A 22,870-nucleotide genomic window follows, 5' to 3' on the forward strand; every position below is an offset into this window, starting at 1 on the left:
CTGTCCCGGGGAAGCCCTCACCGGTGGCGGGTAGCTGCCCTGGCACCGACGTGACGCTGCGGGTTACCGCCGCAGCCGCCGGACCATCGCCTCCGGCAGCACCCGCTTGATGCGCCGCTTGATGCCGTCGCGGGTCCTGTGCAGCAGGCGGACCGCCCGGTCGCCGAAGCCCACCGGGTTGACGGGAAAGCGCAGCAGTCCCGGCTCCAGCAGGCGGATGACGTCGCGCTGCAACCGGCCGTCCGACCGGTCCGGCTCGGGCGGCGTGATCAGGGCCGACAGGATGCGGCTGCAATTCGCCGCGGGGAGCGAGCGGCCAGGCAGCATGTCCAGCCCATGCTCGACCGCGGAGAGCCAGCCGCCGGCGCGCTGGTCGAGGTAGAAGGAGTCGACCAGGTCGAGGCCATCGTCATGGCGGCGGCGCCAGTCGAGCCATGCATCGAGCGCCGCCACCGTCGGCGGATGCGGCGCCGTGGCCTCGAACCGGGACCAGAGCGACGCGCCGGTTGCATTACCGAAATTCAGGCCAACGAAGCGCGAGGCGTAGAATCGGCGGCCGAATTCGAAGCATCCGCCGCGGACCAGCGTGTCGTCGGCGCCGAGGAAGCGGTACTGGTTCTGCGGAATCAGATGCGCATCGTCGGCGTCGCTGTAGCTCTCGAGCCCATGCTCGCGCCAGAGGCGCAACGCCGCCTCGTCGAAGGCCTCGGGGCCGATGACGTGGTGCCGGACGCCGAGATGGCGGCTGATGCGGCCTGCGATCTCGATATCGGCCGGCTTCACGCCGTCGAAGCTCTGCGTCACGCATTCGAAGCGCGTGCCGGCGGCGAGCAGGCTGGCGAGCAGGGTGCGGGAATCGAGCCCGGCGGTCAGGGCCAGGTAGGTGGTGCCGGCGCGGTCCTTGAGCGTGCCGGCGAGCGTCGTCAGATCCGCGGCCATGCCGTCCCGGGCGGCCGTGACCGAGGCGGCGGGACGGATCGGGCAATCCACGCGCTCCGCCGTCGCGGTGGGGATGGCGAGGCGCTGGTCCCGCATCAACCGGGCGATGCCGGCGACCCCGGCGGCAGGGGGCGGGGTCCAGTTCAGCCCCGACCAGGCGATCTCACGGTGAATGACGGCGCCGCCACCGAGCTGTGCGGCGAGGCTCGGGCTCGAGGTGACGAGCGGCCCGTCGGGCGTATCGCCGTAGTGGATGGGCAGCAGCGCGCTCGGATCCGGATAGAGGTAGGGCCATTCGATCCGGGCGAAGCGTCCTGCCAGGTCGTCCGGCCCCGCCCCGGGCGCCAAGGCGATCGCAGAGCCAAGCAGCATCATGCTCCGGCCACCCTGCTCCAGGACCTGCACCGGCAGGTCTCGCTGGTAGGACAGGTGGAATTCGTTGGAAATGGTCGTCGAGGTCCAGTCCTCGTCCGGCAGGAAGGGCTGCCTGGAGATGACGAATTGGCGGCGATGGGCGCGCGGCCCCGCATCCGAGATCAGCACCCGGCCTGTTCCCCCTGCTTTTCGGCCGGGGAGCCTTGGACCCGCGGCTGCCACCACTCCGATCGGCGGGCTGCGCAGGCTTTAGATGAAAAATACCTTAACTAAATTACACGAATTGCGGCGCCATCGCCGCTCCCGCAGGCCGGCCGGGATCGCCAGACGGGGCGCGGAAGGCGGCGGAAGCCAGGCTTGTTGCGCGGGATCAATGCGGCACGGTCCGCGGCAGCGCAGGCTTGGGCATCGGCGAAGGAGAACCCCGATGACCACCCTGACCGCCCACGACCTGATGAGCGTCGATGTCATCACCGTGCCGCCGGAGACGCCGGTGGCCGCCATCGCCCGGCTGCTGGGCGAGCGCGGCATCTCGGCCGTGCCGGTGCTGGATGGCGCCGGCACCCTGCGCGGCATCGTGACCGAGGCCGACCTGATCCGCCGCCTGGCCGGCGTCGAGGATCGCCCGGCCGGCTGGCTGCGGCAGCTCTTCACCAATCCAGTCCAGGAGGCGGAGCGCTATGCCCGCACCCACGGGCTGACCGCGGCGGATGTGATGACGGAGCGCCTGGTGACCGTCACGCCCGGCACGACCGCCGCGCATGTGGCGCATCTGCTGGAGGAGTTCGGCATCCGCCGTGTGCTGGTGGTGGAGGGCGGGCGGCTGCGCGGCATCGTCAGCCGGGCGGATCTGCTGCGGGCGCTGGTGGCGCCGCCGGAGCCGGCGCACGGGCTCTCGGATGGGCGCATCCGCACGGCGGTGCTGGCGGCGATGCGCAAGCAGCCCTGGGCGGACAGCTTCGGCACCATGGTCGAGGTACAGGGCGGCGCCGTCACCTTCCACGGCTTCGTTCGCAACGAGGCGGTGCGGCGGGCGCTGCGGGTGCTGGCGGAGAACGTGCCCGGCGTCACCCGCGTGGTGGACGACATGCAGGCGATGCCGGCCTACCTCTCCGTCGCCGCATAGGGCCTGACGCCGGCGAGGATGGCGGCGCCGAGGGCGAGGAACACCACCACCGTCGCCATTCCCGCCCGCTGACTGCCCGTCGCCGTGGTGACGGCGGCGAGCGCCGCGGGACCGAGGAAGCCGGTGACGCGCCCGCTGAGGGCGAAGAGGCCGAAATGCGCCGCCACCTCCTCCGGCGGCGCGAGGCGGGCCATCAGCGTCCGGCTGGCTGCCTGGGCCGGGCCGATGAAGAGGCCGAGGGTGAGGGCGAGGGCCCAGAAGGCGGGCTTGCCCTCCACCACCAGCAGCCCGGCCGAGAGCAGCACCAGCGCGCCGAGCGAGACCATCACCGTGCGCTTCGAGCCCATGCGGTCCTCGATGAGGCCGAAGCCGGCGGCGCCGAGCCCGGCCGTCAGGTTCAGCGCGATGCCGAAGACCAGGATCTCCTCGAACTCCATGCCGAAGACGCCGGCGGCATAGATGGCGCCGAAGGCGAAGAGGGTGTTCAGCCCGTCGGTGTAGAACAGCCGGGCGACGAGGAAGCGCGCCATCACCGGGTTGCGCGGCAGGCCGCGCAGCAGGCGGATGATCTCCGCCATGCCGCCTTGCGCCGCCGTCCGCCAGCCGGGCTTCGGCCCATGGTGACCGGGAAGCAAGGCGAGGACAGGCCAGGCGAAGGCGGCAACCCAGGCGGCGGTCAGCAACGCCGTCGCCCGCACCGGCTCGGCGCTTGCGGCGTCGAGGCCAAAGAGGGGCGGCTTCGGCTGCACCAGCACGAAGAGCGCGACGACGAGGCAGGCGAGGCCGCCGGCATAGCCGAGGCCCCAGGCGAGGCCGGAAACGCGGCCGATCTGCGCCGGCGGCGCCACCTCCGGCAGGAGGGAGTTGTAGAAGACGTTGCCGAGTTCGAAGGCGATGGTGGCGAGGCCGACGCAGGCGAGCGCCCAAAGCGCATCCTCCGGCCGCGGCTCGGCGAACCAGATCCCGGCCGTCGCCATCACCATCACCCCCGTGCAGAGGCCGAGCATCGGCCGCCGCCGCCCACCCGCGTCGGCGACAGCGCCGAGGACGGGCGAGAGCAGGGCGACGGCGAGCCCCACGATTGTTTGCATCCAGCCCCATTGCGCCTGGCCGGTCGCGGCGTCGGGGGCGATGCCCTTGGTGAAATAGGCGGCGATGACGAAGGTGGAGACGACGGTGGGGAAGGCGCTGTTCGCCCAGTCGTAGAGGGCCCAGGCCCAGGCCTGCCGCGTCATGCCACGCGCCGGGCGAGGTCGAGCCAGGGCGCCTCCTGCCAGCTTCGGCAGGCGAGGCCGGAGGTGGAGGGAAGCACCATCACCGGCGGCGTCCCTTCCCACCAGCCGAAGCGCGGGGCGCGCAAGCCAAGCCAGCAGGCGGCGGCGGCCTTGCCGTTGAAGGCGAGCAGGCGCGGGGCGACGGCGGCCAGCCGGGCACGGAGGCCGGGCAGGTCGTAGCCGTCGCGCGGCAGCGTGGCATCCGGGCCGAAGGCGGTCTTGCAGAGATCGGTGAGGCCGATGCCGAGGTCGAGCAGCAGGGGGTACTCCTCCGGCCGGAAGCGCCGCGGCGTCAGGCCGATGCGGTGCGAAATTTCCCAGAATTTGTTGCCCGGCCCGGCATAATAGGCGCCGCGCGCGGCGGAAACCGTGCCCGCCGCGCTGCCGCAAATCACCAGCCGCAGGCCGGGGCGGAGCAGGTCCGGCAGGATGTGGCTCACGCCACCGCCGCCAGCGCCCGGACCGCGACGCCGATCGCCGCCAGGTCGCCGGCCATCGCCGCCTCGCGCGCCAGGGCGAGGGGCGGCTCGATCCGGGGCGCGGTGCCGGCGAGGCGGGCGGCGGCCAGCCGGGCCTGGGCCGTGCCGAGATCGGCGAGCAGCGCCGCCCGAGCGCGCGGGCCGAAGGCGCCGGGCGCGGGCGCGGCCTGGGCCGCTTGGCGCAGTGCCTCGACCCCGTATTCCGCGCCGATGGCGGACCAGGCGGCGGCGGCCTCCTCGGGCGCGGCACCGGTGGCGCCGGCCAGTTGCAGGATGACCGGCGCGGCGGCCAGCCGCCCGGCGGCGGAGGCCAGCGCCACGGCGGCCTCAGGCAGCCCGGCCTCGCGCCAGGCGGCGGCCTCGGGGCCGGGCTCGGTGCCGGCGACCAGGGCCTCGACGCCAGGGCGAAGGGCGGCCAGCGCCAGCTCCAGCGGCCGGGGTGCGTCGAGCAGGGCGAGCGCGGCCTCCTCCTGCAGGCGGCGCAGCGCCAGCAGCAGGTCGAGCCGGGCGGGGGCCGGAGCGGCGCATGCATCCGCCGCATCGGCCACGCCGGGCAGGGCGAAGACCTCGCCGGCCAGCCAGGCGGCGCGGGCGATGGTCACCGGGTCGGCCGCCGCCGCCAGCCGGCCGAGGGCGGCGCAGCCGAGGCGGTTCGCCACCTCATTGGCAATGGCGGTCGCCACCAGCTCCCGCCGCAGCCGGTGCCGGGCGATCATCTCCGGGAAGCGCGCCTGCAAGGGATGCGGGAAATAGGCGAGCAGCAACGGGGCGAAGACCGGGTCGTCCGGCAGGTCGCTCTCCTCGATCGCCTCGGTGAGCCACAGCTTGGCGAGCGGCAGCAGCGCGGCGATGGCGGGGCGGGTGAGCGCCTCGCCGGCAGCGATGCGGCTCGTCATGGTGGCGGCATCGGGCAGGCCGGCGACGCTGCGGTCAAGCACGCCCGCCGCCTCCAGCCGCTGCATCAGCGCGGCCTGGGCCGGCAGCGCCTCGGCCCCGGTGCGTTCCTCGAGCGAGACGGCGAGGGCTTGCTGCGCATTGTCGCGCAGCACCAGCTCCGCCACCTCGTCCGTCATCCCGGCGAGCAACGCGTCGCGCTGGGTGCGCGTCAGCGCGCCGGAGGATTCCGCATCGGCGAGCAGGATCTTGATGTTCACCTCGTGGTCGCTGGTGGAGACGCCGGCGGAGTTGTCGAGCGCGTCGGTATTGATGCGTCCGCCCGCGCGGGCGATCTCGACGCGCCCGGCCTGGGTGACGGCGAGGTTGGCGCCCTCCCCCACCACGCGGGCGCGGATCTCGTGGCCGTTGACGCGGAGCGCGTCGTTGGCGCGGTCGCCGGCCTCGGCCTGGCTCTCGCTGCCTGCTTTCACATAGGTGCCGATGCCGCCGAAATAGAGCAGGTCGACCTGGGCGCGGAGGATGGCCTGCATCAGCGCCGCCGGCTCGATCCGCTCCGCCTCGATACCGAGCAGGGCGCGCACCTGCGGCGAGAGCGGGATAGTCTTCAGGCTGCGCGGGAAGACGCCGCCGCCGGCCGAGATCCTCGCCGTGTCGTAGTCGGCCCAGGAGGAGCGCGGCAGGGCGAAGAGGCGGTGGCGCTCGGCGAAGGAGGCGGCCGGGTCGGGCGTGGGATCGAGGAAGATGTGGCGGTGGTCGAAGGCGGCGACCAGCTTCGTGCGCGGCGAGATCAGCAGCCCGTTGCCGAAGACGTCGCCCGACATGTCGCCGACGCCGGCGCAGGTGAAGTCCTCGGCGAAGATGTCGTGGCCGAGCTCGGCGAAGTGCCGCGCCACCATCACCCAGGCGCCGCGTGCGGTGATGCCCATGCCCTTGTGGTCGTAGCCGGCCGAGCCGCCGCTGGCGAAGGCGTCGCCCAGCCAGAAGCCGTACTCGGCGGAGAGGCCGTTGGCGATGTCGGAGAAGGTCGCGGTGCCCTTGTCGGCGGCGACGACCATGTAGGGGTCGTCGCCGTCGCGCCGCACCACGCGCGCGGGCGGCACCACGCCCTGCGGCGAGAGGTTGTCGGTGATGTCGAGCAGCCCGCGGATCAGCAGCCGGTAGCAGGCGACGCCTTCGGCCTGGAAGGCCTCGCGCTCGGCGGGGATATTCTTGAGCACGAAGCCGCCCTTCGCGCCGGTCGGCACGATGACAACGTTCTTCACCCGCTGCGCCTTCATCAGCCCGAGGACCTCGGTGCGGAAATCCTCCCGCCGGTCGGACCAGCGGATGCCGCCACGCGCCACCGGCCCGGCGCGCAGATGCACGCCCTCCATCCGCGGCGAATGGACGAAGACCTCGCGCCAGGGCCGCGGCGCCGGCATCTCGCCCGCCGCGGCGCTGTCAATCTTCAGCGAGAGGTAGCCATGGCCCTGGAAGTAGTTGGTCCGCAGCACCGCGCCCAGCACTTGGTGCAGGCGGGAGAGGATGCGGTCCTCGTCCGGGTTCTCGACGGTGTCGAGCAGGGCGCGCCAAGCGTCATCCAGCGCCGCCTCCTCGCCGCGCGGGCGGTCCGGGTCGAAGCGGGCGTGGAAGAGGTCGAGCAGCAGCCGAGCCGCCGCTGGATGGGCGGCGAGCGCCGCCTCCACGCTGGCCTGGGCGAAGGCAAAGCCGACCTGCTTCAGCCAGCGATAGAGCGCGCGCAGCAGCCAGCATTCCCGCCAGCCGAGGCCGGCACGGAGCACGAGGCGGTTGAAACCATCCGCCTCCGCGCGGCCGTCGAGCAGGGCGGCCAGCGCCTCGAGCAGGGCGGGGAAGCGGGCGGGCTCGGCGGCGGCGCCGGGCTCCAGGGTGAAGACGTGCAGCACGACGGCCCCGGCCCCGGCGGGGACAAGGCGGTGCGGCACTTCTTCGATGGCGCGGAGGTCGAGGCTCTCGAAGAGCGGCAGCGCATCGGCCAGCGGCAACGGGCCGCCGGGATTGGCCAGCCGCAGCACGAGGCCGGCGGCGCCCGGCGGCCGGGCCAGCGCGGCGGCGGGGCGGCCCTCGGCAAGCGCCCGTTCGGCGAGCGCGAGGTCGGCCGCCCCCTCGGCGCCGGTCGCCGTCTCGCGGTAGCCGGGCGGGAAGGCCTCTTGCCAGCGGGCCAGCAGCGCCGCGGCGGCGGCCTCCCCCCGCTCGGCGGCCAGCGCCTCGGAGAGCCGGTCGGCGAAGCCGCGCGCCGCCTGGGCGACGGCCGTCTCCAGCGCCGCCTCGTCCAGTTCGGGCGGATGCGCCGGGTCGGTGCCGATGATGTAGTGGATGCGCGCCAGCGGCGAATCGCCGAGCGCGATGTACCAGGCGCTCAGCCGGCCGCCGCAGGCCCGCGCCAGCATGGCGCCCACGCGCTCGCGCAGCCGGGTGTCGAAGGTGTCGCGCGGCAGCCAGGCGATGGCCGAGACGAAGCGGCCGAAGGGGTCGCGCCGCAGCACCAGCGCCGGGCGCGGCCTGATCTGCAGGTCGAGCGCGCGGCGGGCGGCCGCCAGGATCTCCGGCTCCGGGGCCTGGAACAGCTCGTCGCGCGGCCAGGTGTCGAGGATGTTGCGCAGCGCGCGGCCGTCATGCGCCTCCGGGTCGTAGCCGGCGGCGGAGAGGATGCGGTCCACCTTCTCCGCCAGCAACGGGATGCTGCGCGGGTTGCGGTTGTAGGCCGAGGCGGCGAAGAGGCCGAGGAAAAGCCGCAGCCCCGCCACCTGCCCCTCGGCGCCGAGCAGGTCGGTGACGATCACGTCGGCATGCTGCGGGCGATGCACCGTGCTCCGCATATTGGCCTTGGCGATGGTGACGGCGGCGCTGTCGGTCAGCGCGGCGCGGAGCGCGGGCGGCAGGGCGCCCTCGCCGCGCAGCACGTCGAAGACGGGCAGGGCAGCGTCGCGCAGCAGGCCGAGATTCTCGGCCTCCACCGGGTGCAGCGCCCCTTCGGGCGTGAGGTCGAGGCGGCGATGGCCGAGCAGGACGTAATTGTCCTCGCCCAGCCAGCGTAGGAAGCCGATGGCGCCCGGCTCGGCGCGGGGCGCCACCTCCGCCGCCGCCTGGCGCAGCAGGGCGGCCATGGCGGGAAAGTCCTCCACGGCGCGGCGGGTATCGGCCATCGCCCGGGTCAGCGCCGCTTCGAGCCCGGCCCAGTCATCGGGCGCCACGGCGGGCTGGCCCGGCAGCAGCGCGGTGGGCGCGGCGCCGAGGGTGATGCGCATCATGCTCTCGGGGGCGCCCTCGCCGCCGAGGGAGAGCAGGCGTCCGGCCGCGTCGCGCCGCACCGGTACCACGGGGTGGAGGAGCTGGCGTACCACCCGCCCCTGCCGGGCGAGCGCACCGAGCGCGCTGTCCACCAGGAAGGGCATGTCGTCGGTGACGATCTCCGCCACCGCATGCGGCCCCTGCCCGGCGGCGGGCGGGATGAGGCGGATGCGGGCGCCCCCCGGCGGCCGGTCCTGCGCCAGGGCGAAGAGGCTGGCGGCGGCGGCGGCCACCGCCTCCGGCGCGGCAAGCTCGGCGGCCGGCACATCGGCATGCAGGACGCGGAGCAGATGGGCGGCATCCGCCGGAAGGGCGGGGGCCTGGCGCCTCAGCGCCTCCTCCGCCAGGCGGAGCAGTTCAAGCCGGGCCGGCTCGGTCATCCGTCGTATCCCCCCGTGGTTCGGCCGCCCCTCTCTTCGCGGCTTCCGCCGCCTGCGGCAAGCCTAACGGAACGGTCCCGCTTCGGCGCGCGATCTGCTACACCGCGGGCATCATGACCATGACCCTTGCCGAGCTGCTCGCCCCGGTGACGCCCGAGCGGTTCTTCACCGAGTATCATGACCGCAAGCCGCTGCATGTGCAGGGCGGGGCGGCGAAATTCGCCCATGTCCTATCCTGGCGGCAGATCAACCGGCTGCTGGACATGACCCATATCTGGTCCGGCCACTCGCTGCAGCTGGTGATGGACGGCACGCCGGTGCCGCCCGAGCAGTATTGCGGCCGCGCCACCAGCCGGGACAATGCCCAGGTGCTGCAGCCCGAGGCACCCAAGGTGCGGGACTGGGTGAAGCGCGGCGCCAGCATCGTCATGAACGACGTGGACAGCCTCACCCCCGGCCTCGCCGCCGTCTCCGCAGCGCTGGAGGGGGCCGGGCTCGGCAAGGCGCAGGCCAACGTCTACATCTCCTGGCAGAGCCACAAGGCCTTCCCCGCGCATTTCGACACGCATGAGGTCTGGGCGGTGCAGGTCGAGGGCGAGAAGACCTGGAACCTCTGGGACGGTCGCGCCGAGTGGCCGATCGCCCACCCCGTCTTCCGCGCGATGCCCCAGGCGCAGCACGAGCAGCAGAAGGGCCGGCTGCGCGAGAAGGTGCTGATGCGGCCGGGCGATCTGCTCTACCTGCCGCGCGGCTGGTACCACGATGCGCTGGCCGAGGCGCCGGCCTCGGTCCACATCGCCTATGGCGTGCATGCGCCACTCGGGATGGACCTGCTCAACATCCTGGTCGAGCGGGCGCTCTACGACCCCGAGTTCCGCAAGCCCCTGCCCCGGCAGGACGGCTCTGCGGCGGCCAAATTCGCCCTCACCAGCCGCGCTGGCGCACTCGGCCAGCGCCTGGCCGAACTCTGCCGCGAGCCGAAGGTGATGGAGGTGCTGGAGCGCTTCGTCGCCGACTACCGCTTCCATCGCGGCGGCAACGACCTGCTGGCCGCCCGCGACATCGCCCCGGCCAGCGAAAAGCCGGGCGTGGAGACCGACGCGCCCGCCTTCCGTGTGCTGGCGCCGGGGGCGAAGCCCGTGCGGCGCGGGGCGGAGTGGGTGCTGAAGACCGCCGGCGGCGTGTTGCCGCTCGCCGGCGCCGAGGTGGAGGCGGCCGGCTGGTTGCTCGCCCGGCCGGATGTGGCGGAGCCGGAGCTGCGCGCGGCTCATCCAGGGGTGGATGCGGCGGCGCTGCTGGCGCGGCTGCGGGATGCGGGGCTGCTGGTCGCCGCATGATGATCCCGCTGATTGCTGCCGCCCTGCTGCTGCCCGGCCTCGTCTTGTCCAAGACGGTCTGGGCGCAGCCCCGCCCCTTCTCCTGCATCGGTGCCGAGCAGCTGGAGGATGACGCCTTCGCCATTCCCTTTGCCCGTGGCGCCGCCCAGCCGCGGGAGGAGGCACGGACCAACCTGGCCGCCGCCGCCGAACGGGCGAAGCGCGAGCCGGAGCGGATGCTCTGCGTGCTCGGCCATGCCGACCAGCAGGAAGGCGGGGCGCAGGCCGGCTTGCAGCTGGCCGCGAAGCGCGCCGGGGCGGTGGCCGAGGCGCTGGCGAAGCTGGGGGTGGAGCGCGACCGCATCCGCGCCGAGGCGCGCCGGGCCGCCTTCGCCCGTGGCGCCGTACCGGCGGAGCGGAGCGTGACTGTGGTGCTGCTGCCGCCGGCACCCTGAGGCGCGTCAGGGGGCGTGAACAGCCGCCATCAGATCGACGGCGACCAGCCGGGTATCGAGCCACGGCGAATGCCAGGCGGCCAGCAACGGGTCCGGATGCACCGCGACCGTGTATTGGCCGGCCGCGACCCGCCTGGCCTCTTCGGCGGATCGGGCGTGGATCTGGCAGGGGTTCCGGTGCCAGCTCAGGCCCCAGGCGGGATCCGTCAGCCCATCAAGGGCCGGACGCAGCATGAACAGGGATGTCGACATTTTCCGAACCGCTGGGGTGAAACGAAAAAGACAGCGATGCTGTCCTTCTCATCCGCTACGGTGAATGGGTCGAACTGGATGCGTGGTTTGGATCGGAATTGCGCACGCCTGGATCACGCTTCCCTGAATGCCGTGTCCAGCCTGCCTCTTGCCAAAGAGGCCAAGGCTCCGCCGCCTCCCACTCCCGCGCCAGGGCGCAGAGCAGCCCGTCCGCGCCGGGCTGCCCGACGAGCTGGAAGCCGATGGGCAGGCCAGCGGAGGAAGGCCGGCTTGGCAGCGCGAGGCCCGGCAACCCGGCCAGGTTGGCGAAATTGGTGAAGACGGCATGGCCACGCGGCCCGACTGCCTGGCCGTCGATGACGGGCGGCGCGACCTCCTCGGCCGGCCAGGGCAGGGCGGCGGCGGCCGGGGTCAGGATCAGGTCATAGGCGGTGAAGAAGCTGGCCATCCGCCGACGGAGAGCGGCGATGCCGTCGAGTGCGGCGAAGAGTGCGGTGGCGGGGAGCGCCCGGCCAGCCTCGGCCATCTCCCGCAGCATGGGCGCGCTGGCCTCGCCGCCGCGCGCCGCCAGCAGCCAGGCGAGGCCGGCCTGGCCGATGGGGTTGAACAGCGCGGCCAGCATCTCCGTCTCGAAGGGCGGCGCGCCTTCCTCCACATGATGACCGAGTTCGGCGAGCCGCGCCGCCGCCGCCGCGGTGCTGGCGGCGATCTCCGGATCGACCGGGTTGGCGCCGAAGCGGGGGACGAAGAGGATGCGCTGCCGCCCCGGCACCGCTGGCACGGCGAAGGGAGGCAGGGCATGGCTCAGCGGGTCCCGCGCGTCGGGCGGGGCGAGCAGGGCGAGGAAGGCGATCAGGTCGGCGCTGGTGCGGGCGATGGGGCCGATCTGCTCGAGGTCGAGCAGGATGGCGGGCAGCCCGTCGCAGCGCGGCACCCGGCCGGGCGTCGGCTTCAGCCCGACCAGTCCGGCATGGGAAGCAGGGCGACGAATGGATCCTCCACCATCCGTGCCGAGCGCCAGCGGCCCGAGCCCGGCCGCGACCGCCGCGACAGCCCCGCCGGAGGAGCCACCCGGCGTCAGCGCCATGTTCCACGGGTTGCGGGTCGGGCCGAAGACCGGGTTGCTTGTATAGCCCTGGAGGGTGAATTCCGGGACGTTCGTCTTGCCGAGCGGCACCAGCCCGGCGGCGCGCAGCCGGGCGACCAGCAGCTCGTCCCGCTCCGGTACGCCGCCCGCGAAGAGTGGGCTGCCCCAGGCGCAGGGCAGGCCGGCCATGGCGATGTTGTCCTTCACCGTGAAGGGCACGCCATCGAGCGGCGAAAGCGGAAGGCCGGCACGCCAGCGGGCGGTGCTCGCCGCGGCGGCAGCGCGGGCGCCGTGCTCGTCGAGGGCGATGATGGCGTTGAGGCGCGGGTTCAGCCGCTCGACCCGCGCCAGCACCGCCTCCAGCGCCTCGGTCGGGGATAGCCGACCCTGCGCGAAGCGGCCGGCCAGCGCGGTGGCGGAAAGAAAGGCGAGATCCTCGCTCATCCCATCATCCCGCGCAGGCGGGCAAGGCCGGCCGACGCCTCCTCGGCCATGCGGGCGATGATGGCGCCGGCCGGCTCCACCCCCTCAATCAGGCCGACGCATTGGCCGGCCCAGACATAGCTCTCCGCAAGGTCGCCGCCATCGGTGCCGCGGGCATTGGCGGTGCCGGCGATCATGGCGATCAGCTCCTCCTTCGGCGCCCCGGCGGCCTCGGCGGCGACGATGCGCTCCGCATGCGGGCTGCGCAGCACACGGCCGGGCATGCCGAGCGTCCGCTTGATGAGCATGGTGTCGCCCGGCGCCGCAGCCGCCAGGGCGTTCTTGTAGTTGTCATGCGCGATGGCCTCGGCGCTGGCGACGAAGCGGGTGCCCATCTCCACCCCCTCGGCGCCAAGGGCGAGGGCGGCCAGCAGCCCGGCGCCGGTGGCGATGCCGCCCGAGGCGAGCACCGGGATCTTCACCGCCGCCACGGTGCGCGGGACCATCACCATGGTCGTCTCATCGGAACGGCCGATATGGCCGCCGCCCTCGTAGCCGACGGTCGCCACCATGTCGGCGCCGGCGGCCTCGGCCTTCCGCGCCAGCTCGGGCCCGGCGGTCAGCACCAGGGTCTTCGCCCCCACCTGCTCGCAGCGGCGGATGAAGGGGGCCGGGTTTCCGGCGGTCAGCGCGATGATCCGCACCCCCTCCTCCAGCGCCGCCTCAAGGCCCGGGGTGATGTCGTTGCGGCCGATCGGAAAGTTCACCGCGAAGGGCTTGTCCGTCAGGCTGCGGCAGCGGCGGATCTCGGCCCGCAGCGCCTCCGGCCCGTCGAGGCCGGCGGTGCTGATCTGCCCGAGCCCGCCCGCGTTGGAGACGGCGGCGGCGAGGTCAGCGAAGGCCACGCGCGCCAGCCCGCCCTGCACGATCGGGTAGCGGATGCCGAGCAGGCGGGTGACGCGGGTTTCGATGGCGTGCGACATGGAATCCTTGGGGCTGAGGAAATTGGGATCATGCTGACGCATCTGGGCGGGATCGACCATGCCGTGGTGCTGGTGCGGAACCTGGACGCCGCGGCGGCCGGCTTCGCCCGGCTCGGCTTCACCCTGTCGCCGCGCGGGGTGCATTCGCCGGAGATGGGCACCGGCAACCACTGCATCGTGCTGCGCACCGACTATGTGGAGCTGCTCGGCGTGCTGGCGCCGACCGAGCGCAACACCCGCTGGCGCGAGGTGCTGGCGGAGCGCGAGGGCATCTCCGCCATCGCGCTGCGCGCCCAGGATGCCGAAGCGGGCGCCACCGAGCTGGCAGCGCGCGGCACTACCACCCTGCCGGTGCAGCGCTTCGGCCGGCCTGTCACCATGCCGGATGGCGGGGCGGCGGAGGCGCGCTTCCGCACCTTCCATCTGGCGGAGGCCCCTGCCCCGGGCCTCAGCCTCTTCGCCTGCGAGCACCTGACGCCGGAGGCCACCTGGATCCCCGGGCTGATGGAACACCCGAACACCGCCGAGGCCCTGGCCGGCATCGAAGTGCTGGCGGCCAACCCCGTCGCCGCGGCCGAGGCGATGGGCCGGGTGCTGGACCGCACGCCGGAGGCCGAGGCGGATGGGGCGATGCGGCTGGAGACCGGGGCGGCGCCGCTGGTCTTCCTCACGGGGATGCATCTCGCCGGGCGCTACCCTGGCCTCGACCTCACCGGCCTGCCGGCGGAAGGGCCGGTGACGCTGGCGGTGCGGGTCGCCAACCCCTCTGCCGCTGTGCGCTGCGCCGCCGGAACGGGGGCGATGGAGGGGCGGTTCGGCCTCGCCGTGCCGCCCAGCGCAGCGCATGGGCTGATCCTCGCCTTCCGGTAAGGGGCAGGGCGATCCTGCTTGCCCAACCGGTAGGCGGCTATCATTATCGGTATATCAGGCGCCCGCCAGACGGCGCCCCAGCCAAGGATCACAGGGACGATGTCCGAAGCCGCGACCCTCGAAAGGCCCACTCCGCAGCAGGCGGACCATGTCGATGTGCTGATCGTCGGCGCCGGCATCTCCGGGGTGGGCGGCGCCTACCACCTGAAGACGCAATGCCCCGGCACCAGCTTCGCCGTGCTGGAGGCCGCCGAGACCTTCGGCGGCACCTGGTGGACGCACAAGTATCCCGGCATCCGCTCCGACAGCGACCTCCACACCTTCGGCTACCGCTTCAAGCCCTGGACCGGCACGCCCATCGCCACTGCGGACGAGATCCGCAAGTACATGGGCGAGGTGATCGAGGAGAACGGCCTCGACCGCCACATCCGCTACAACCACCGCATCCACTCCGCCTGCTGGTCGAGCGCCGACAACCTCTGGACCATCGAGGCGACGCGGGGCGACACCGGCGAGGCGGTCCGGATCACCGCCGACTTCCTCTGGATGTGTCAGGGCTACTACCGCCACAACGACGGCTACATGCCGGACTGGGCAGGCAAGGAGCGCTTCCGCGGCCGGCTCGTCCATTCCGAGAACTGGCCGGAAGACCTCGATTATGCCGGCAAGCGCGTCGTCGTCATTGGCTCCGGCGCCTCGGCGGCGACCATCGTGCCGGCCATGGCGGGCAAGGCCGCGCATGTGACGATGCTGCAGCGCACGCCGACCTATTTCCGCACCGGGCGCAACGCCATCGAGCTGGCGGAGGAGCTGCGCAAGCTCCAGGTGGACGAGACCTGGATCCACGAGATCGTCCGCCGCAAGATCCTGCTGGAGCAGACTGTCTTCACCGAGCGCTGCTTCAACGAGCCGGACAAGGTGAAGGCGGAGATGCTGGCCAATCTCCGCTCCATCCTCGGGCCGGATTACGACCTGGACAGGCATTTCACTCCGAACTACCGGCCCTGGCGGCAGCGCATCGCCTTCGTGCCCGATGCCGACCTGTTCCAGGCGGTGGCGCGCGGCGAAGCCTCGGTCGTCACCGACGAGATCGAGCATTTCGACGAGGCGGGCATTCAGCTCAAGTCGGGGCAGCATCTGGAGGCGGACATCATCGTCGCCGCCACCGGCTTCCACCTGAACGTGCTGGGCGACATCGCCTTCGAGATCGACGGCAAGCCGCTCGCCTTCCACGAGACCGTCACCTATCGCGGAATGATGTTCACCGGCATCCCCAACATGGCCTGGGTCTTTGGCTATTTCCGCGCGAGCTGGACGCTGCGGGCGGACCTCGTCGGCGATTTCGTCTGCCGACTGCTGAAATACATGGAGGCTAAGGGGGCGAAGCGCGTCGAGGTGGCGCTGCGGCCCGAGGACCGCGACATGCCGATCCTCCCCTGGATCGATCCGGAAAATTTCAATCCGGGCTACCTGATGCGGGGGATGCACCTGCTGCCGAAGCGCGGCGACAAGCCGGAATGGCAGCATACCCAGGACTACTGGTCGGAGAAGGATGCCTTTGCCGCCATCGACCTGAACGACGCCGCCTTCGTCTATCGCTGAGCGGAGGTCCCATGGCGCTTCTCGACCGGGCGAAGGCCCTGCTCCAGCGGCCCGAGCAGGAATGGCGGGTGATTGCGGCCGAGCCTGCGGATACGCAGAGCCTCTTCACCGGCTATGCCGTGCCGCTCTCCGCCCTGCCGGCGGTGGCGGGCTTCATCGGCTCGGCGATCTTCGCCGGCTATCTGGGTAGCGTGCTCGGGGCGCCGGTCGGCGTGTTCCGGCTGCTGATCAATGCCGTGCTAGGCTATCTGCTGGGGCTGTTCGGCCTGTGGCTCTGGGGCAAGGTGGTGCAGGCGCTCTCGCCCCGCTTCGGCGGGGTGGGGGACGAGGTCTCGGCGATGAAGCTCGCCGTCCATAGCCCGACGGCGGCCTGGATCGCCGGCATCTTCGCCATCATCCCGCCGCTGGCGATCCTCGGGGTGCTCGGCCTCTACAGCCTCTACACCTTCTATAAGGGCGCGCCGATCGTGCTGCGCATGCCGCAGGACCGGGTGATGGGCTTCACCCTGTCCGCGGTGGTGGTCGGGATCGCGGTGAATATCCTGGTCGTGATGGTAGCCGGGCTGGCGATCAGCCTGTAACCGCGCCACCAACCGACCAAAGCGAGCCGCTGGTCAGCCAAGCGTAGAAATCGGCGGGCGGGGTCGCGCGCGGCTGGGGCAGCGGGGCCGGCTCGGCGGCCCGGCCCCGCTCCTCGGTGCGGATGGCCTCGAGCCGGGCGCGGATAGCAACGAAATCCTCGGCGATGGGCGTGGTCACGGGGCAGGCGTCCTCGGTCCGAATCAGGAAGGTTCCGGCATCATGATGCCGAAGCCTTCCCGAATCATGGACGAAGTACGCCCAGGCCTTACGCCGCCTCGCTATCCGAACGACGAGCGTGCTTCTTGCGCTCATGCGGGTCGAGGTAGCGCTTGCGGAGGCGGATCGCGCCCGGCGTCACCTCCACCAGCTCGTCGTCCTCGATATAGGCGATGGCCTGCTCGAGGCTCATCCGCCGCGGCGGGATCAGCAGCAGCGCCTCATCCTTGCCGGCGGCGCGGATGTTGGTGAGCTTCTTCTCCTTGATCGGGTTCACGTCCAGGTCGTTGTCCCGGCTGTGCTCGCCGAGGATCATGCCGACATAGACCTTGACGCCCGGATCGACGAAGAGCGTGCCGCGCTCCTGCAGGTAGAACAGCGCGTACTGGATCGCCTCGCCATCGGAGTTGGAGATCAGCGAGCCGTTGCGCCGCCCCTCGATCGGCCCCGCCCAGGGGAAGTAGCCGAGGAAGAGGCGGTTCATCATGCCCGTGCCGCGCGTGTCGGTCATGAATTCGCCGTGGTAGCCGATGAGGCCGCGCGAGGGGATGTGGAAGGTCAGCCGGACCTTGCCGCCGCCCGAGGGCCGCATGTCCTGCATCTGGCCCTTGCGTTGCGACATCTTCTCGACGACGACGCCCGAATAGGCCTCGTCCACGTCGATCAGCGCCTCTTCGAAAGGCTCCTCGCGCTCGCCCGTCTCCGGGTTGTCGCGGGTCAGGACGCGGGGGCGGCCGATGGTCAGCTCGAAGCCCTCGCGGCGCATCTGCTCGATCAGCACGCCGAGCTGGAGCTCGCCGCGGCCGGCCACCTCGAAGGCGTCCACCTCCTCGCTGACCTTCACGCGGATGGCGACGTTGCCCTCGGTCTCCTTGAAGAGCCGGTCGCGGATCTGTCGCGACGTCACCTTCTTGCCCTCGCGGCCGCCGAGCGGGCCGTCATTGATGCGGAAGGTCATGGCCAGCGTCGGCGGATCGACCGGGATGGCGGGCAGCGGCGCCGTCACCTCGGGCGAGGCGATGGTGTCGGGGATCGTCGCATCGGACAGGCCGGCGATGGCGATGATGTCGCCCGCCTGGACCTCCTCGACCGGCACGCGGTCGAGGCCGGAGAAGGTCATCAGCTTGGTCAGCCGGCCGCTCTCGACCACCGTGCCGTCCTGGCGCAGCACGCGGACCGGCATGTTGACGCGGGCGGTGCCCTGCTCGACGCGTCCAGTCAGGATGCGGCCGAGGAAGTTGTCGCTCTCGAGGATGGACGCGTTCATTGCGAAGGGCTTCTCGAGATCGACCTTCGGCGGCGGGACATGACTCAGGATCAGGTCGAACATCGGCGAGAGGTCCTTCCGGGCCCCTTCCAGCTCGAGATCGGCCCAGCCCTGGCGGCCGGAGGCGAAGAGGGTGTGGAAGTCGAGTTGCTCATCCGTCGCACCCAGCGCGGCGAACAGGTCGAAGACCTCGTTATGCACCTCGTCTGGGCGGGCGTCCTGCCGGTCCACCTTGTTGATGACGACGATGGGCCGCAGGCCGCGGGCCAGCGCCTTGGTGAGGACGAACTTGGTCTGCGGCAGCGGTCCCTCGGCGGCGTCGCAGAGGACGATCGCGCCATCGACCATGGAAAGGATGCGCTCCACCTCGCCGCCAAAATCGGCGTGGCCGGGGGTATCGACGATGTTGATCTTCACGCCCTTCCACTCGACCGCAGTGGATTTGGCAAGGATGGTGATGCCGCGCTCGCGCTCCAGGTCGTTGCGGTCGAGCGCGCGCTCGGCGACGGCCTGGTTGGCGCGGAAGGCGCCGGCCTGCTTCAGCAGGTTGTCCACCAAGGTCGTCTTGCCGTGGTCGACATGCGCGATGATCGCGACGTTACGGATTTCCATTGCGGGGCCTTAATTCCGGTGCCGCCGCAAAGCAAAGCGAAGCCCGGCCTCGGCAGCCGGGTGCGGCTGGGGGTCGGGCAGAGCAGGCTGGCGGCTTGTTGCAGCGCACACATAGGGCTTTGCCGCGCAAAAAGCGAGGGCTGAGTGTGGAAAAGGCAGACGGGAGGGGATTGAGGCCCCTCCCCCCTGGTTCTGCTCCTTAGCGGCCGCTGCCTTGAGTGGGGGCGGACTGATTGGTCGCGCCGCTCGCATTGCCGCTGCTCGGGGTGCCGGTCGTCACGGCGCCGCCGCTGCTGCTGCGGCCGCTGCCCGTCACTGGCGGCGTCGGCGTGGTGCCTGGTGTCGGCGCGGCGCCGACACCGCCGGCGCCATGGTTGGTGGTGCCATGGCTCGTCGCCGGATTGCCGTCACGCCGGGTCTGCGGGTCCCGCGGGGCGTTCATCCCGGTGCCTTGCACGCGAAGGATGCCGTCGGCCCGGCTCATCGAGCGTCCGGCTGTGCCACCATCCTGCATCATGCTGCGGCCATAGGTGCCCTGGCCGGACATGCCGCGGGCCGTCATGTTCTCGTCCTGCATGGACTGGCCAGGCATGCCTTGACCGGACATGCCCTGCCTCGACATGCCTTGGCCGCTCATCGGCATCGTGGAGGCGTCGGCGCCGCTGCCCATGTCGCTGCCCTCGCGGCGGAGGATGGCGATGGCCTGCTGCATCTGGGTTTGGGCGCCGGCGCGGTCGCGGCTCTGAATCGCGCTGCGGGCGGAGGCCAGGCTGTCGAGCGCCGGGCTGCGCATCGGTTGGCCGGCGCGGTCGGACGGAATGCTGCGGGTCAGCAACCGGGTCTCGCTCCGCTCCAGCAGGTCGGTGGCCTGGGCAGTGCGACCGCGGCGCAGCGCCTCGCTCGCCTCCTCGACCAAGCCAGCGGCATCCTGCCGGTTCTCCTCGCGCATCGCCCGGCGCTCGGCGCGGCGCTCCGAGTGCATACCATGGTGGCGATGGTGCGGCATGCCGGTCTCGGCTAAGGACTGGGCGCCATGCGGCGCCATCGGGGGCGACATGGTCGCCGGGCCGGTCTGCGCCAAGGCCGGCAGTGCGAGCAGCGCCAGGCCGAAGGTCGTCGTGAGCAGCTTGGTTTTCAGATGCATGGGGGCGTCTCCGTTGGCCACCGGCCGGATCGGGGACGCGGCCGGGGCGAGAGGGCCCGCGGCGCTGGCCCCGCCAAGGCGGGGCCGCCACCGGGCCGTGTTCAGCCCAACACAGTGGAGACGGGGTGGTTCCCCGGAACGGTCGCAACCAGGGCTTTCAGATCGGCCTGCGGCCTTGCACCGAAATGCGAAATCACCTCTGCTGCGGCGACGGCACCCCAGCGGCCGCATTCCGGCAGCGGCAGCCCGCCCGTAAGGGCGGCCAGGAAGCCAGCGGCATAGGCATCGCCGGCGCCGGTGGTATCGACGACGCTGGCCGGCGTGGCGGCGACCTCATGCCGCTCACCCCCCGCAAGGATCAGGCTGCCGCGCTCGCTCCGGGTCAACGCGGCCAGCGCCACCTCCCCTGCCGCCTGCGCCGCAGCAGCCTCGAAATCGGTCTGGTAGAGAGCAGTGACCTCGGCCTCGTTGGCGAAGAGGATATCGACCTCCTCGCGCACGAGCTGGCGGAAGGCTTCGCGGTGCCGCTCGACGCAGAAGGCGTCGGAGAGGCTGAGCGCCACCTGCCGGCCCGCGGCATGGGCGGCGCGGGCGGCGGCGCGGAAGGCTTCCTGCGCCGCCGGCGGGTCGAAGAGATAGCCCTCGAGATAGGTGACCTTGGCCCGCGCGACCTCGGCCGGGTCGACATCGGCCGGGGAGAAGGCGGTGCAGGCGCCGAGGAAGGTGTTCATCGTCCGCTGCGCATCCGGAGTGACGAGGATGAGGCAGCGCGCCGTCGGCGCCCCGCCCCGCAGCGGCGGGGTCGGGAAATGCACGCCGGCCGCGCGGATGTCATGGGCGAAGACCTGGCCCAGCGCATCGTCCGCCACCTTGCCGAGATAGCCGACCCGCGCCCCGAGCGCAGCGGCGACGGCGCAGGTATTGCCGGCCGAGCCGCCGGAGCTTTCCACCCCCGGCCCCATCCGGCCGTAAAGCCCCTCCGCCTCTTCGGCCCCGATCAGCCGCATCGCGCCCTTGTCGAGATCCTCGGTGGCAAGGAAGGCGTCATCCGCGCGGGCGAGCACATCGACGATCGCGTTGCCGATGCCGAGAATGTCGAGGGTGGGCTCGCTCATGGGACCTCATCGGGGGCGTTGGGGCCGGGGCATTGTGCCAGGGGCCGGGCCGGGATAGCCCCCGCCCATAGCCCCCGCCCCTGGCTGCCGCAACCATGGAGAGGATTCCACCCGCATGATCGCCGCCTGCCTGCTTGCCATTCGCCAGCTCGGCGACCCGGCCTTTCTCGGCCCGCTCGCCAAGAGCTTCGGCGCGGCGCTGCTCGCCTTCCTAGGCCTCGCCGCGCTCTCCGCCTGGGCGGTCGCCGGGGTCGCGGGCGGCAGCGGCTGGCTGGCCGGCATCGCCGGGGCGCTGGGCGGGCTGCTGGTGCTGGTGCTGGCCGTCTGGCTCTTCGTGCCGGTGATGCTGGCGCTCTCCGGCCTCTTCCTCGATCCGGTGGCGGCGGCGGTGGAGCGGCGCTTCTACCCGCAGTTGCCGCCCGCGCAGGGCGCCGGATTGATGGCGCAGATGCGGTTCAATCTCGTCTTCGCGCTGAAGACGGGTGTGGTGACGCTCGCCGCCCTGCCGCTGCTCGCCTTCGCGCCGCCCTTCGGCGCGGTGGCGCTCTGGCTGGTCTCGACCGTTGCGCTCGGCCACGGACTGTACGAGGGCGTGGCGCAGCGGCGCATGCCGGTAGAGGCGGCGCGGGCGGAGCGGCGGCGGCGCGAGATGCCGGTGCTGCTGATCGGCGCACTGCTGGCGGGACTCTCGCTGATCCCCGGCCTCAACCTGTTGGTTCCGGTTCTCGGTACGGCGGCGATGACGCATCTGCTGCACCGCGAACGAAATCGAACCGAATAAGTAACGTACCACAAATTCCGCCGACGCCATGCAACACGCCGTTGTGTTGGTACAATGCCCCATGTTAGCCGGTGACTGTCGGGTCGGCTTATGGGGAATACGCGCGGCCCGTCGATGCGCCGCCGTGGCGCAGCGCCGTGGATCTTTGGGGGACAGCATGGCCATCTTCGGCCGCAAACGCGAAGACGGGCCGGCAATGCCGGCCATCGACCCTGGAACGGGCCAAGGGTCGGTCGAGGCTCCGAACCCGGCATCTGGGACCGAAGGGACCGGTACGACCTCCGCCGCACGCGACGCCGACTTCGCTGTGCCGCCCTTCCGCTCAACACTTAAGGACACGCCCATGATGTCGATGGCCCCGAAGCCGAATGCCGCCCCCGCCACGCCGTCCCTGGCGCCCCGCCCGGCGGCGCCGGGCGCGGCCGCGCCCCTCGGCGTGCCCGCCCGCCCGCCGGCCCGGCCCGAGGCGGCGGAGCGCCGCACCCTGGTGGTCGGCCGCGGGATCAGCCTGCAGGGTACGGTCAGCGATGCCGAGCGGCTGGTTGTCGAGGGTACCGTCGAGTCCGAGATGATCCAGGCCGCCGAGCTCTTCGTCGCGCCGACCGGCGTGTTCCGCGGCGAAGTGCAGGTCGAGGATGCCGAGATCGCCGGCCTGTTCGACGGCACCATCTCCGCCCGCGGCTCGCTCACCATCCGCGGCACCGGCAAGGTCACCGGCACCGCCCGCTACCGCAAGCTCTCGGTGGAGGAAGGCGGCCAGGTCTCCGGCCGCATGGAGATGATCACGGAGGGCAGCGCCGCCCCGGCGCCCCGCGTGATGGCAGCTCCCGTCGAGGCCTGATGCCGAACGCGCCGCCGGGGCCCTCCCCGGCGGCGTGCCGCCCGCTCCGGAGCCCGCGCCGCCATGGCGCCCCGCCCCCCTCTCCTGTTGCCGGTCCTCGGCCTGCTCGGCGCCTGTGCCGCGCCGGAGGAGCGGGCCGATGCGCTCCGTCAGGCCTTCGAGACCAGCCGGGCCAGCTTCGCCCCAACATCCCCACCCTTGGCCACCTCCTTGACCACGACTCCGATTGCCGTGGCGGCCATGCCGGTGGCGGCGGAGCCCGCCGCGGCCCGGCCGGTCGTCGCCACGCAATTCCTCGGCCTCGGGCCGGAGGTGCTGCGGCGCTGGCTCGGCGAGCCCAGCTTCCGCCGCCATGAGGGGACGGCCGAGATCTGGCTCTATGCCGGCCCGGCCTGCGCGCTCGATCTCATCCTCTATCCCGAGAGCGGGAGGCTGCGCGTCTCCCATGCCGCGGCGCGGGCCAGCGGGGCGGAGCCGCGCACCGAGGCCCATTGCCTGCGCGAGCTGGCAGGCAGTCCCCGCCCCACCGATCGCGGCGCCTGACG

General features: G+C 72.2%; 20 protein-coding genes. 9 read left to right on the plus strand and 11 right to left on the minus strand.

Features of this window, described 5'->3' with window-relative positions:
• Positions 1-63 precede the first annotated feature (63 nt).
• Positions 64-1,482, minus strand: coding sequence for an adenine nucleotide alpha hydrolase family protein (locus tag JMJ56_RS14250; RefSeq protein WP_202832423.1), 1,419 nt, complete (start codon positions 1,480-1,482; stop codon positions 64-66).
• Between the two features lie 259 nt (positions 1,483-1,741).
• Between JMJ56_RS14250 and JMJ56_RS14255 the strand changes: the two genes are divergently transcribed.
• Positions 1,742-2,440 (plus strand): CBS domain-containing protein, encoded by a 699-nt coding sequence (locus tag JMJ56_RS14255; protein WP_236037746.1) that lies wholly within the window; start codon positions 1,742-1,744, stop codon positions 2,438-2,440.
• On the opposite strand, the gene JMJ56_RS14260 is transcribed toward JMJ56_RS14255, so the two are convergent.
• The 3 genes from JMJ56_RS14260 to JMJ56_RS14270 are packed head-to-tail and all read right to left on the minus strand — an operon-like array spanning position 2,419 to position 8,779.
• Positions 2,419-3,675, minus strand: coding sequence for an MFS transporter (locus JMJ56_RS14260; protein WP_202832424.1), 1,257 nt, complete (start codon positions 3,673-3,675; stop codon positions 2,419-2,421). The genes JMJ56_RS14255 and JMJ56_RS14260 overlap by 22 nt on opposite strands.
• Entirely contained in the window at positions 3,672-4,154 is a 483-nt protein-coding gene (locus tag JMJ56_RS14265; RefSeq protein WP_328702382.1) for a mismatch-specific DNA-glycosylase, read from the minus strand. The genes JMJ56_RS14260 and JMJ56_RS14265 overlap by 4 nt, the downstream gene beginning before the upstream one ends.
• Positions 4,151-8,779, minus strand: a complete 4,629-nt coding sequence (locus JMJ56_RS14270; protein WP_202832425.1) for an NAD-glutamate dehydrogenase — start codon at positions 8,777-8,779, stop codon at positions 4,151-4,153. Before JMJ56_RS14270 ends, JMJ56_RS14265 begins: the two co-directional genes overlap by 4 nt.
• A gap of 119 nt (positions 8,780-8,898) precedes the next feature.
• Between JMJ56_RS14270 and JMJ56_RS14275 the strand changes: the two genes are divergently transcribed.
• Positions 8,899-10,116, plus strand: coding sequence for a cupin domain-containing protein (locus tag JMJ56_RS14275; protein ID WP_236037747.1), 1,218 nt, complete (start codon positions 8,899-8,901; stop codon positions 10,114-10,116).
• Positions 10,113-10,550: an OmpA family protein gene (locus JMJ56_RS14280; protein ID WP_202832427.1), complete on the plus strand. Its 438-nt coding sequence runs from the start codon at positions 10,113-10,115 to the stop codon at positions 10,548-10,550. The genes JMJ56_RS14275 and JMJ56_RS14280 overlap by 4 nt, the downstream gene beginning before the upstream one ends.
• Positions 10,551-10,556: 6 nt before the next feature.
• On the opposite strand, the gene JMJ56_RS14285 is transcribed toward JMJ56_RS14280, so the two are convergent.
• The 3 genes from JMJ56_RS14285 to JMJ56_RS14295 are packed head-to-tail and all read right to left on the minus strand — an operon-like array spanning position 10,557 to position 13,295.
• Positions 10,557-10,802: a hypothetical protein gene (locus JMJ56_RS14285; RefSeq protein WP_202832428.1), complete on the minus strand. Its 246-nt coding sequence runs from the start codon at positions 10,800-10,802 to the stop codon at positions 10,557-10,559.
• A gap of 55 nt (positions 10,803-10,857) precedes the next feature.
• Positions 10,858-12,333 carry an amidase gene (locus JMJ56_RS14290; protein ID WP_202832429.1) on the minus strand — a complete coding sequence of 492 codons (1,476 nt, stop codon included), beginning with the start codon at positions 12,331-12,333 and terminating at the stop codon, positions 10,858-10,860.
• Positions 12,330-13,295 (minus strand): NAD(P)H-dependent flavin oxidoreductase, encoded by a 966-nt coding sequence (locus tag JMJ56_RS14295; protein WP_202832430.1) that lies wholly within the window; start codon positions 13,293-13,295, stop codon positions 12,330-12,332. Before JMJ56_RS14295 ends, JMJ56_RS14290 begins: the two co-directional genes overlap by 4 nt.
• Before the next feature lie 30 nt (positions 13,296-13,325).
• On the opposite strand from JMJ56_RS14295, the gene JMJ56_RS14300 reads away from it, so the two are divergent.
• From JMJ56_RS14300 to JMJ56_RS14310, 3 genes are all read left to right on the plus strand, one after another.
• Entirely contained in the window at positions 13,326-14,165 is an 840-nt protein-coding gene (locus tag JMJ56_RS14300; RefSeq protein WP_202832431.1) for a VOC family protein, read from the plus strand.
• A 99-nt stretch (positions 14,166-14,264) separates the two neighbouring features.
• Positions 14,265-15,767 carry a flavin-containing monooxygenase gene (locus JMJ56_RS14305; RefSeq protein WP_202832432.1) on the plus strand — a complete coding sequence of 501 codons (1,503 nt, stop codon included), beginning with the start codon at positions 14,265-14,267 and terminating at the stop codon, positions 15,765-15,767.
• 11 nt (positions 15,768-15,778) lie between these two features.
• Positions 15,779-16,348, plus strand: coding sequence for a YIP1 family protein (locus JMJ56_RS14310; RefSeq protein WP_202832433.1), 570 nt, complete (start codon positions 15,779-15,781; stop codon positions 16,346-16,348).
• Here the strand turns inward: JMJ56_RS14310 and JMJ56_RS14315 are convergent.
• The 4 genes from JMJ56_RS14315 to JMJ56_RS14330 all read right to left on the minus strand — a co-directional run bounded on the left by JMJ56_RS14315 (position 16,338) and on the right by JMJ56_RS14330 (position 20,703).
• Positions 16,338-16,526: a hypothetical protein gene (locus tag JMJ56_RS14315; RefSeq protein WP_202832434.1), complete on the minus strand. Its 189-nt coding sequence runs from the start codon at positions 16,524-16,526 to the stop codon at positions 16,338-16,340. The two genes, JMJ56_RS14310 and JMJ56_RS14315, sit on opposite strands and share 11 nt — an antisense overlap.
• Before the next feature lie 88 nt (positions 16,527-16,614).
• A complete protein-coding gene (typA, locus tag JMJ56_RS14320) occupies positions 16,615-18,444 on the minus strand; it encodes a translational GTPase TypA (protein WP_202832435.1) in 1,830 nt (609 codons plus the stop codon).
• 199 nt (positions 18,445-18,643) lie between these two features.
• On the minus strand, positions 18,644-19,588 hold the full coding sequence (locus JMJ56_RS14325; RefSeq protein WP_202832436.1) for a hypothetical protein: 945 nt from the start codon (positions 19,586-19,588) through the stop codon (positions 18,644-18,646).
• A gap of 101 nt (positions 19,589-19,689) precedes the next feature.
• Positions 19,690-20,703 carry an adenosine kinase gene (locus tag JMJ56_RS14330; RefSeq protein WP_202832437.1) on the minus strand — a complete coding sequence of 338 codons (1,014 nt, stop codon included), beginning with the start codon at positions 20,701-20,703 and terminating at the stop codon, positions 19,690-19,692.
• A 115-nt stretch (positions 20,704-20,818) separates the two neighbouring features.
• Here JMJ56_RS14330 and JMJ56_RS14335 point away from each other — a divergent pair, with 115 nt between their 5' ends.
• The 3 genes from JMJ56_RS14335 to JMJ56_RS14345 all read left to right on the plus strand — a co-directional run bounded on the left by JMJ56_RS14335 (position 20,819) and on the right by JMJ56_RS14345 (position 22,868).
• The gene (locus JMJ56_RS14335) at positions 20,819-21,484 is read left to right on the plus strand and encodes an EI24 domain-containing protein (protein ID WP_202832438.1); all 666 of its coding nucleotides are present in this window, start codon (positions 20,819-20,821) and stop codon (positions 21,482-21,484) included.
• A gap of 343 nt (positions 21,485-21,827) precedes the next feature.
• The gene (locus tag JMJ56_RS14340; RefSeq protein WP_236037748.1) at positions 21,828-22,325 is read left to right on the plus strand and encodes a bactofilin family protein; all 498 of its coding nucleotides are present in this window, start codon (positions 21,828-21,830) and stop codon (positions 22,323-22,325) included.
• Between the two features lie 63 nt (positions 22,326-22,388).
• Entirely contained in the window at positions 22,389-22,868 is a 480-nt protein-coding gene (locus JMJ56_RS14345; RefSeq protein ID WP_202832439.1) for a hypothetical protein, read from the plus strand.
• Positions 22,869-22,870 lie beyond the last annotated feature (2 nt).

This window comes from Belnapia arida (assembly GCF_016773205.1).
Classification (GTDB): Bacteria; Pseudomonadota; Alphaproteobacteria; order Acetobacterales; family Acetobacteraceae; genus Belnapia; species Belnapia arida.

Excerpts from the sequence above, each read along its gene's own strand:
- JMJ56_RS14255 (WP_236037746.1), top strand. The coding sequence starts at position 1,742 with ATGACCACCCTGACCGCCCACGACCTGATGAGCGTCGATGTCATCACC.
- JMJ56_RS14260 (WP_202832424.1), bottom strand. The coding sequence starts at position 3,675 with ATGACGCGGCAGGCCTGGGCCTGGGCCCTCTACGACTGGGCGAACAGC.
- JMJ56_RS14270 (WP_202832425.1), bottom strand. The coding sequence starts at position 8,779 with ATGACCGAGCCGGCCCGGCTTGAACTGCTCCGCCTGGCGGAGGAGGCG.
- JMJ56_RS14275 (WP_236037747.1), top strand. The coding sequence starts at position 8,899 with ATGACCCTTGCCGAGCTGCTCGCCCCGGTGACGCCCGAGCGGTTCTTC.
- JMJ56_RS14280 (WP_202832427.1), top strand. The coding sequence starts at position 10,113 with ATGATGATCCCGCTGATTGCTGCCGCCCTGCTGCTGCCCGGCCTCGTC.
- JMJ56_RS14285 (WP_202832428.1), bottom strand. The coding sequence starts at position 10,802 with ATGTCGACATCCCTGTTCATGCTGCGTCCGGCCCTTGATGGGCTGACG.
- JMJ56_RS14290 (WP_202832429.1), bottom strand. The coding sequence starts at position 12,333 with ATGAGCGAGGATCTCGCCTTTCTTTCCGCCACCGCGCTGGCCGGCCGC.
- JMJ56_RS14295 (WP_202832430.1), bottom strand. The coding sequence starts at position 13,295 with ATGTCGCACGCCATCGAAACCCGCGTCACCCGCCTGCTCGGCATCCGC.
- JMJ56_RS14300 (WP_202832431.1), top strand. The coding sequence starts at position 13,326 with ATGCTGACGCATCTGGGCGGGATCGACCATGCCGTGGTGCTGGTGCGG.
- JMJ56_RS14305 (WP_202832432.1), top strand. The coding sequence starts at position 14,265 with ATGTCCGAAGCCGCGACCCTCGAAAGGCCCACTCCGCAGCAGGCGGAC.
- JMJ56_RS14310 (WP_202832433.1), top strand. The coding sequence starts at position 15,779 with ATGGCGCTTCTCGACCGGGCGAAGGCCCTGCTCCAGCGGCCCGAGCAG.
- typA (WP_202832435.1), bottom strand. The coding sequence starts at position 18,444 with ATGGAAATCCGTAACGTCGCGATCATCGCGCATGTCGACCACGGCAAG.
- JMJ56_RS14325 (WP_202832436.1), bottom strand. The coding sequence starts at position 19,588 with ATGCATCTGAAAACCAAGCTGCTCACGACGACCTTCGGCCTGGCGCTG.
- JMJ56_RS14330 (WP_202832437.1), bottom strand. The coding sequence starts at position 20,703 with ATGAGCGAGCCCACCCTCGACATTCTCGGCATCGGCAACGCGATCGTC.
- JMJ56_RS14335 (WP_202832438.1), top strand. The coding sequence starts at position 20,819 with ATGATCGCCGCCTGCCTGCTTGCCATTCGCCAGCTCGGCGACCCGGCC.
- JMJ56_RS14340 (WP_236037748.1), top strand. The coding sequence starts at position 21,828 with ATGATGTCGATGGCCCCGAAGCCGAATGCCGCCCCCGCCACGCCGTCC.
- JMJ56_RS14345 (WP_202832439.1), top strand. The coding sequence starts at position 22,389 with ATGGCGCCCCGCCCCCCTCTCCTGTTGCCGGTCCTCGGCCTGCTCGGC.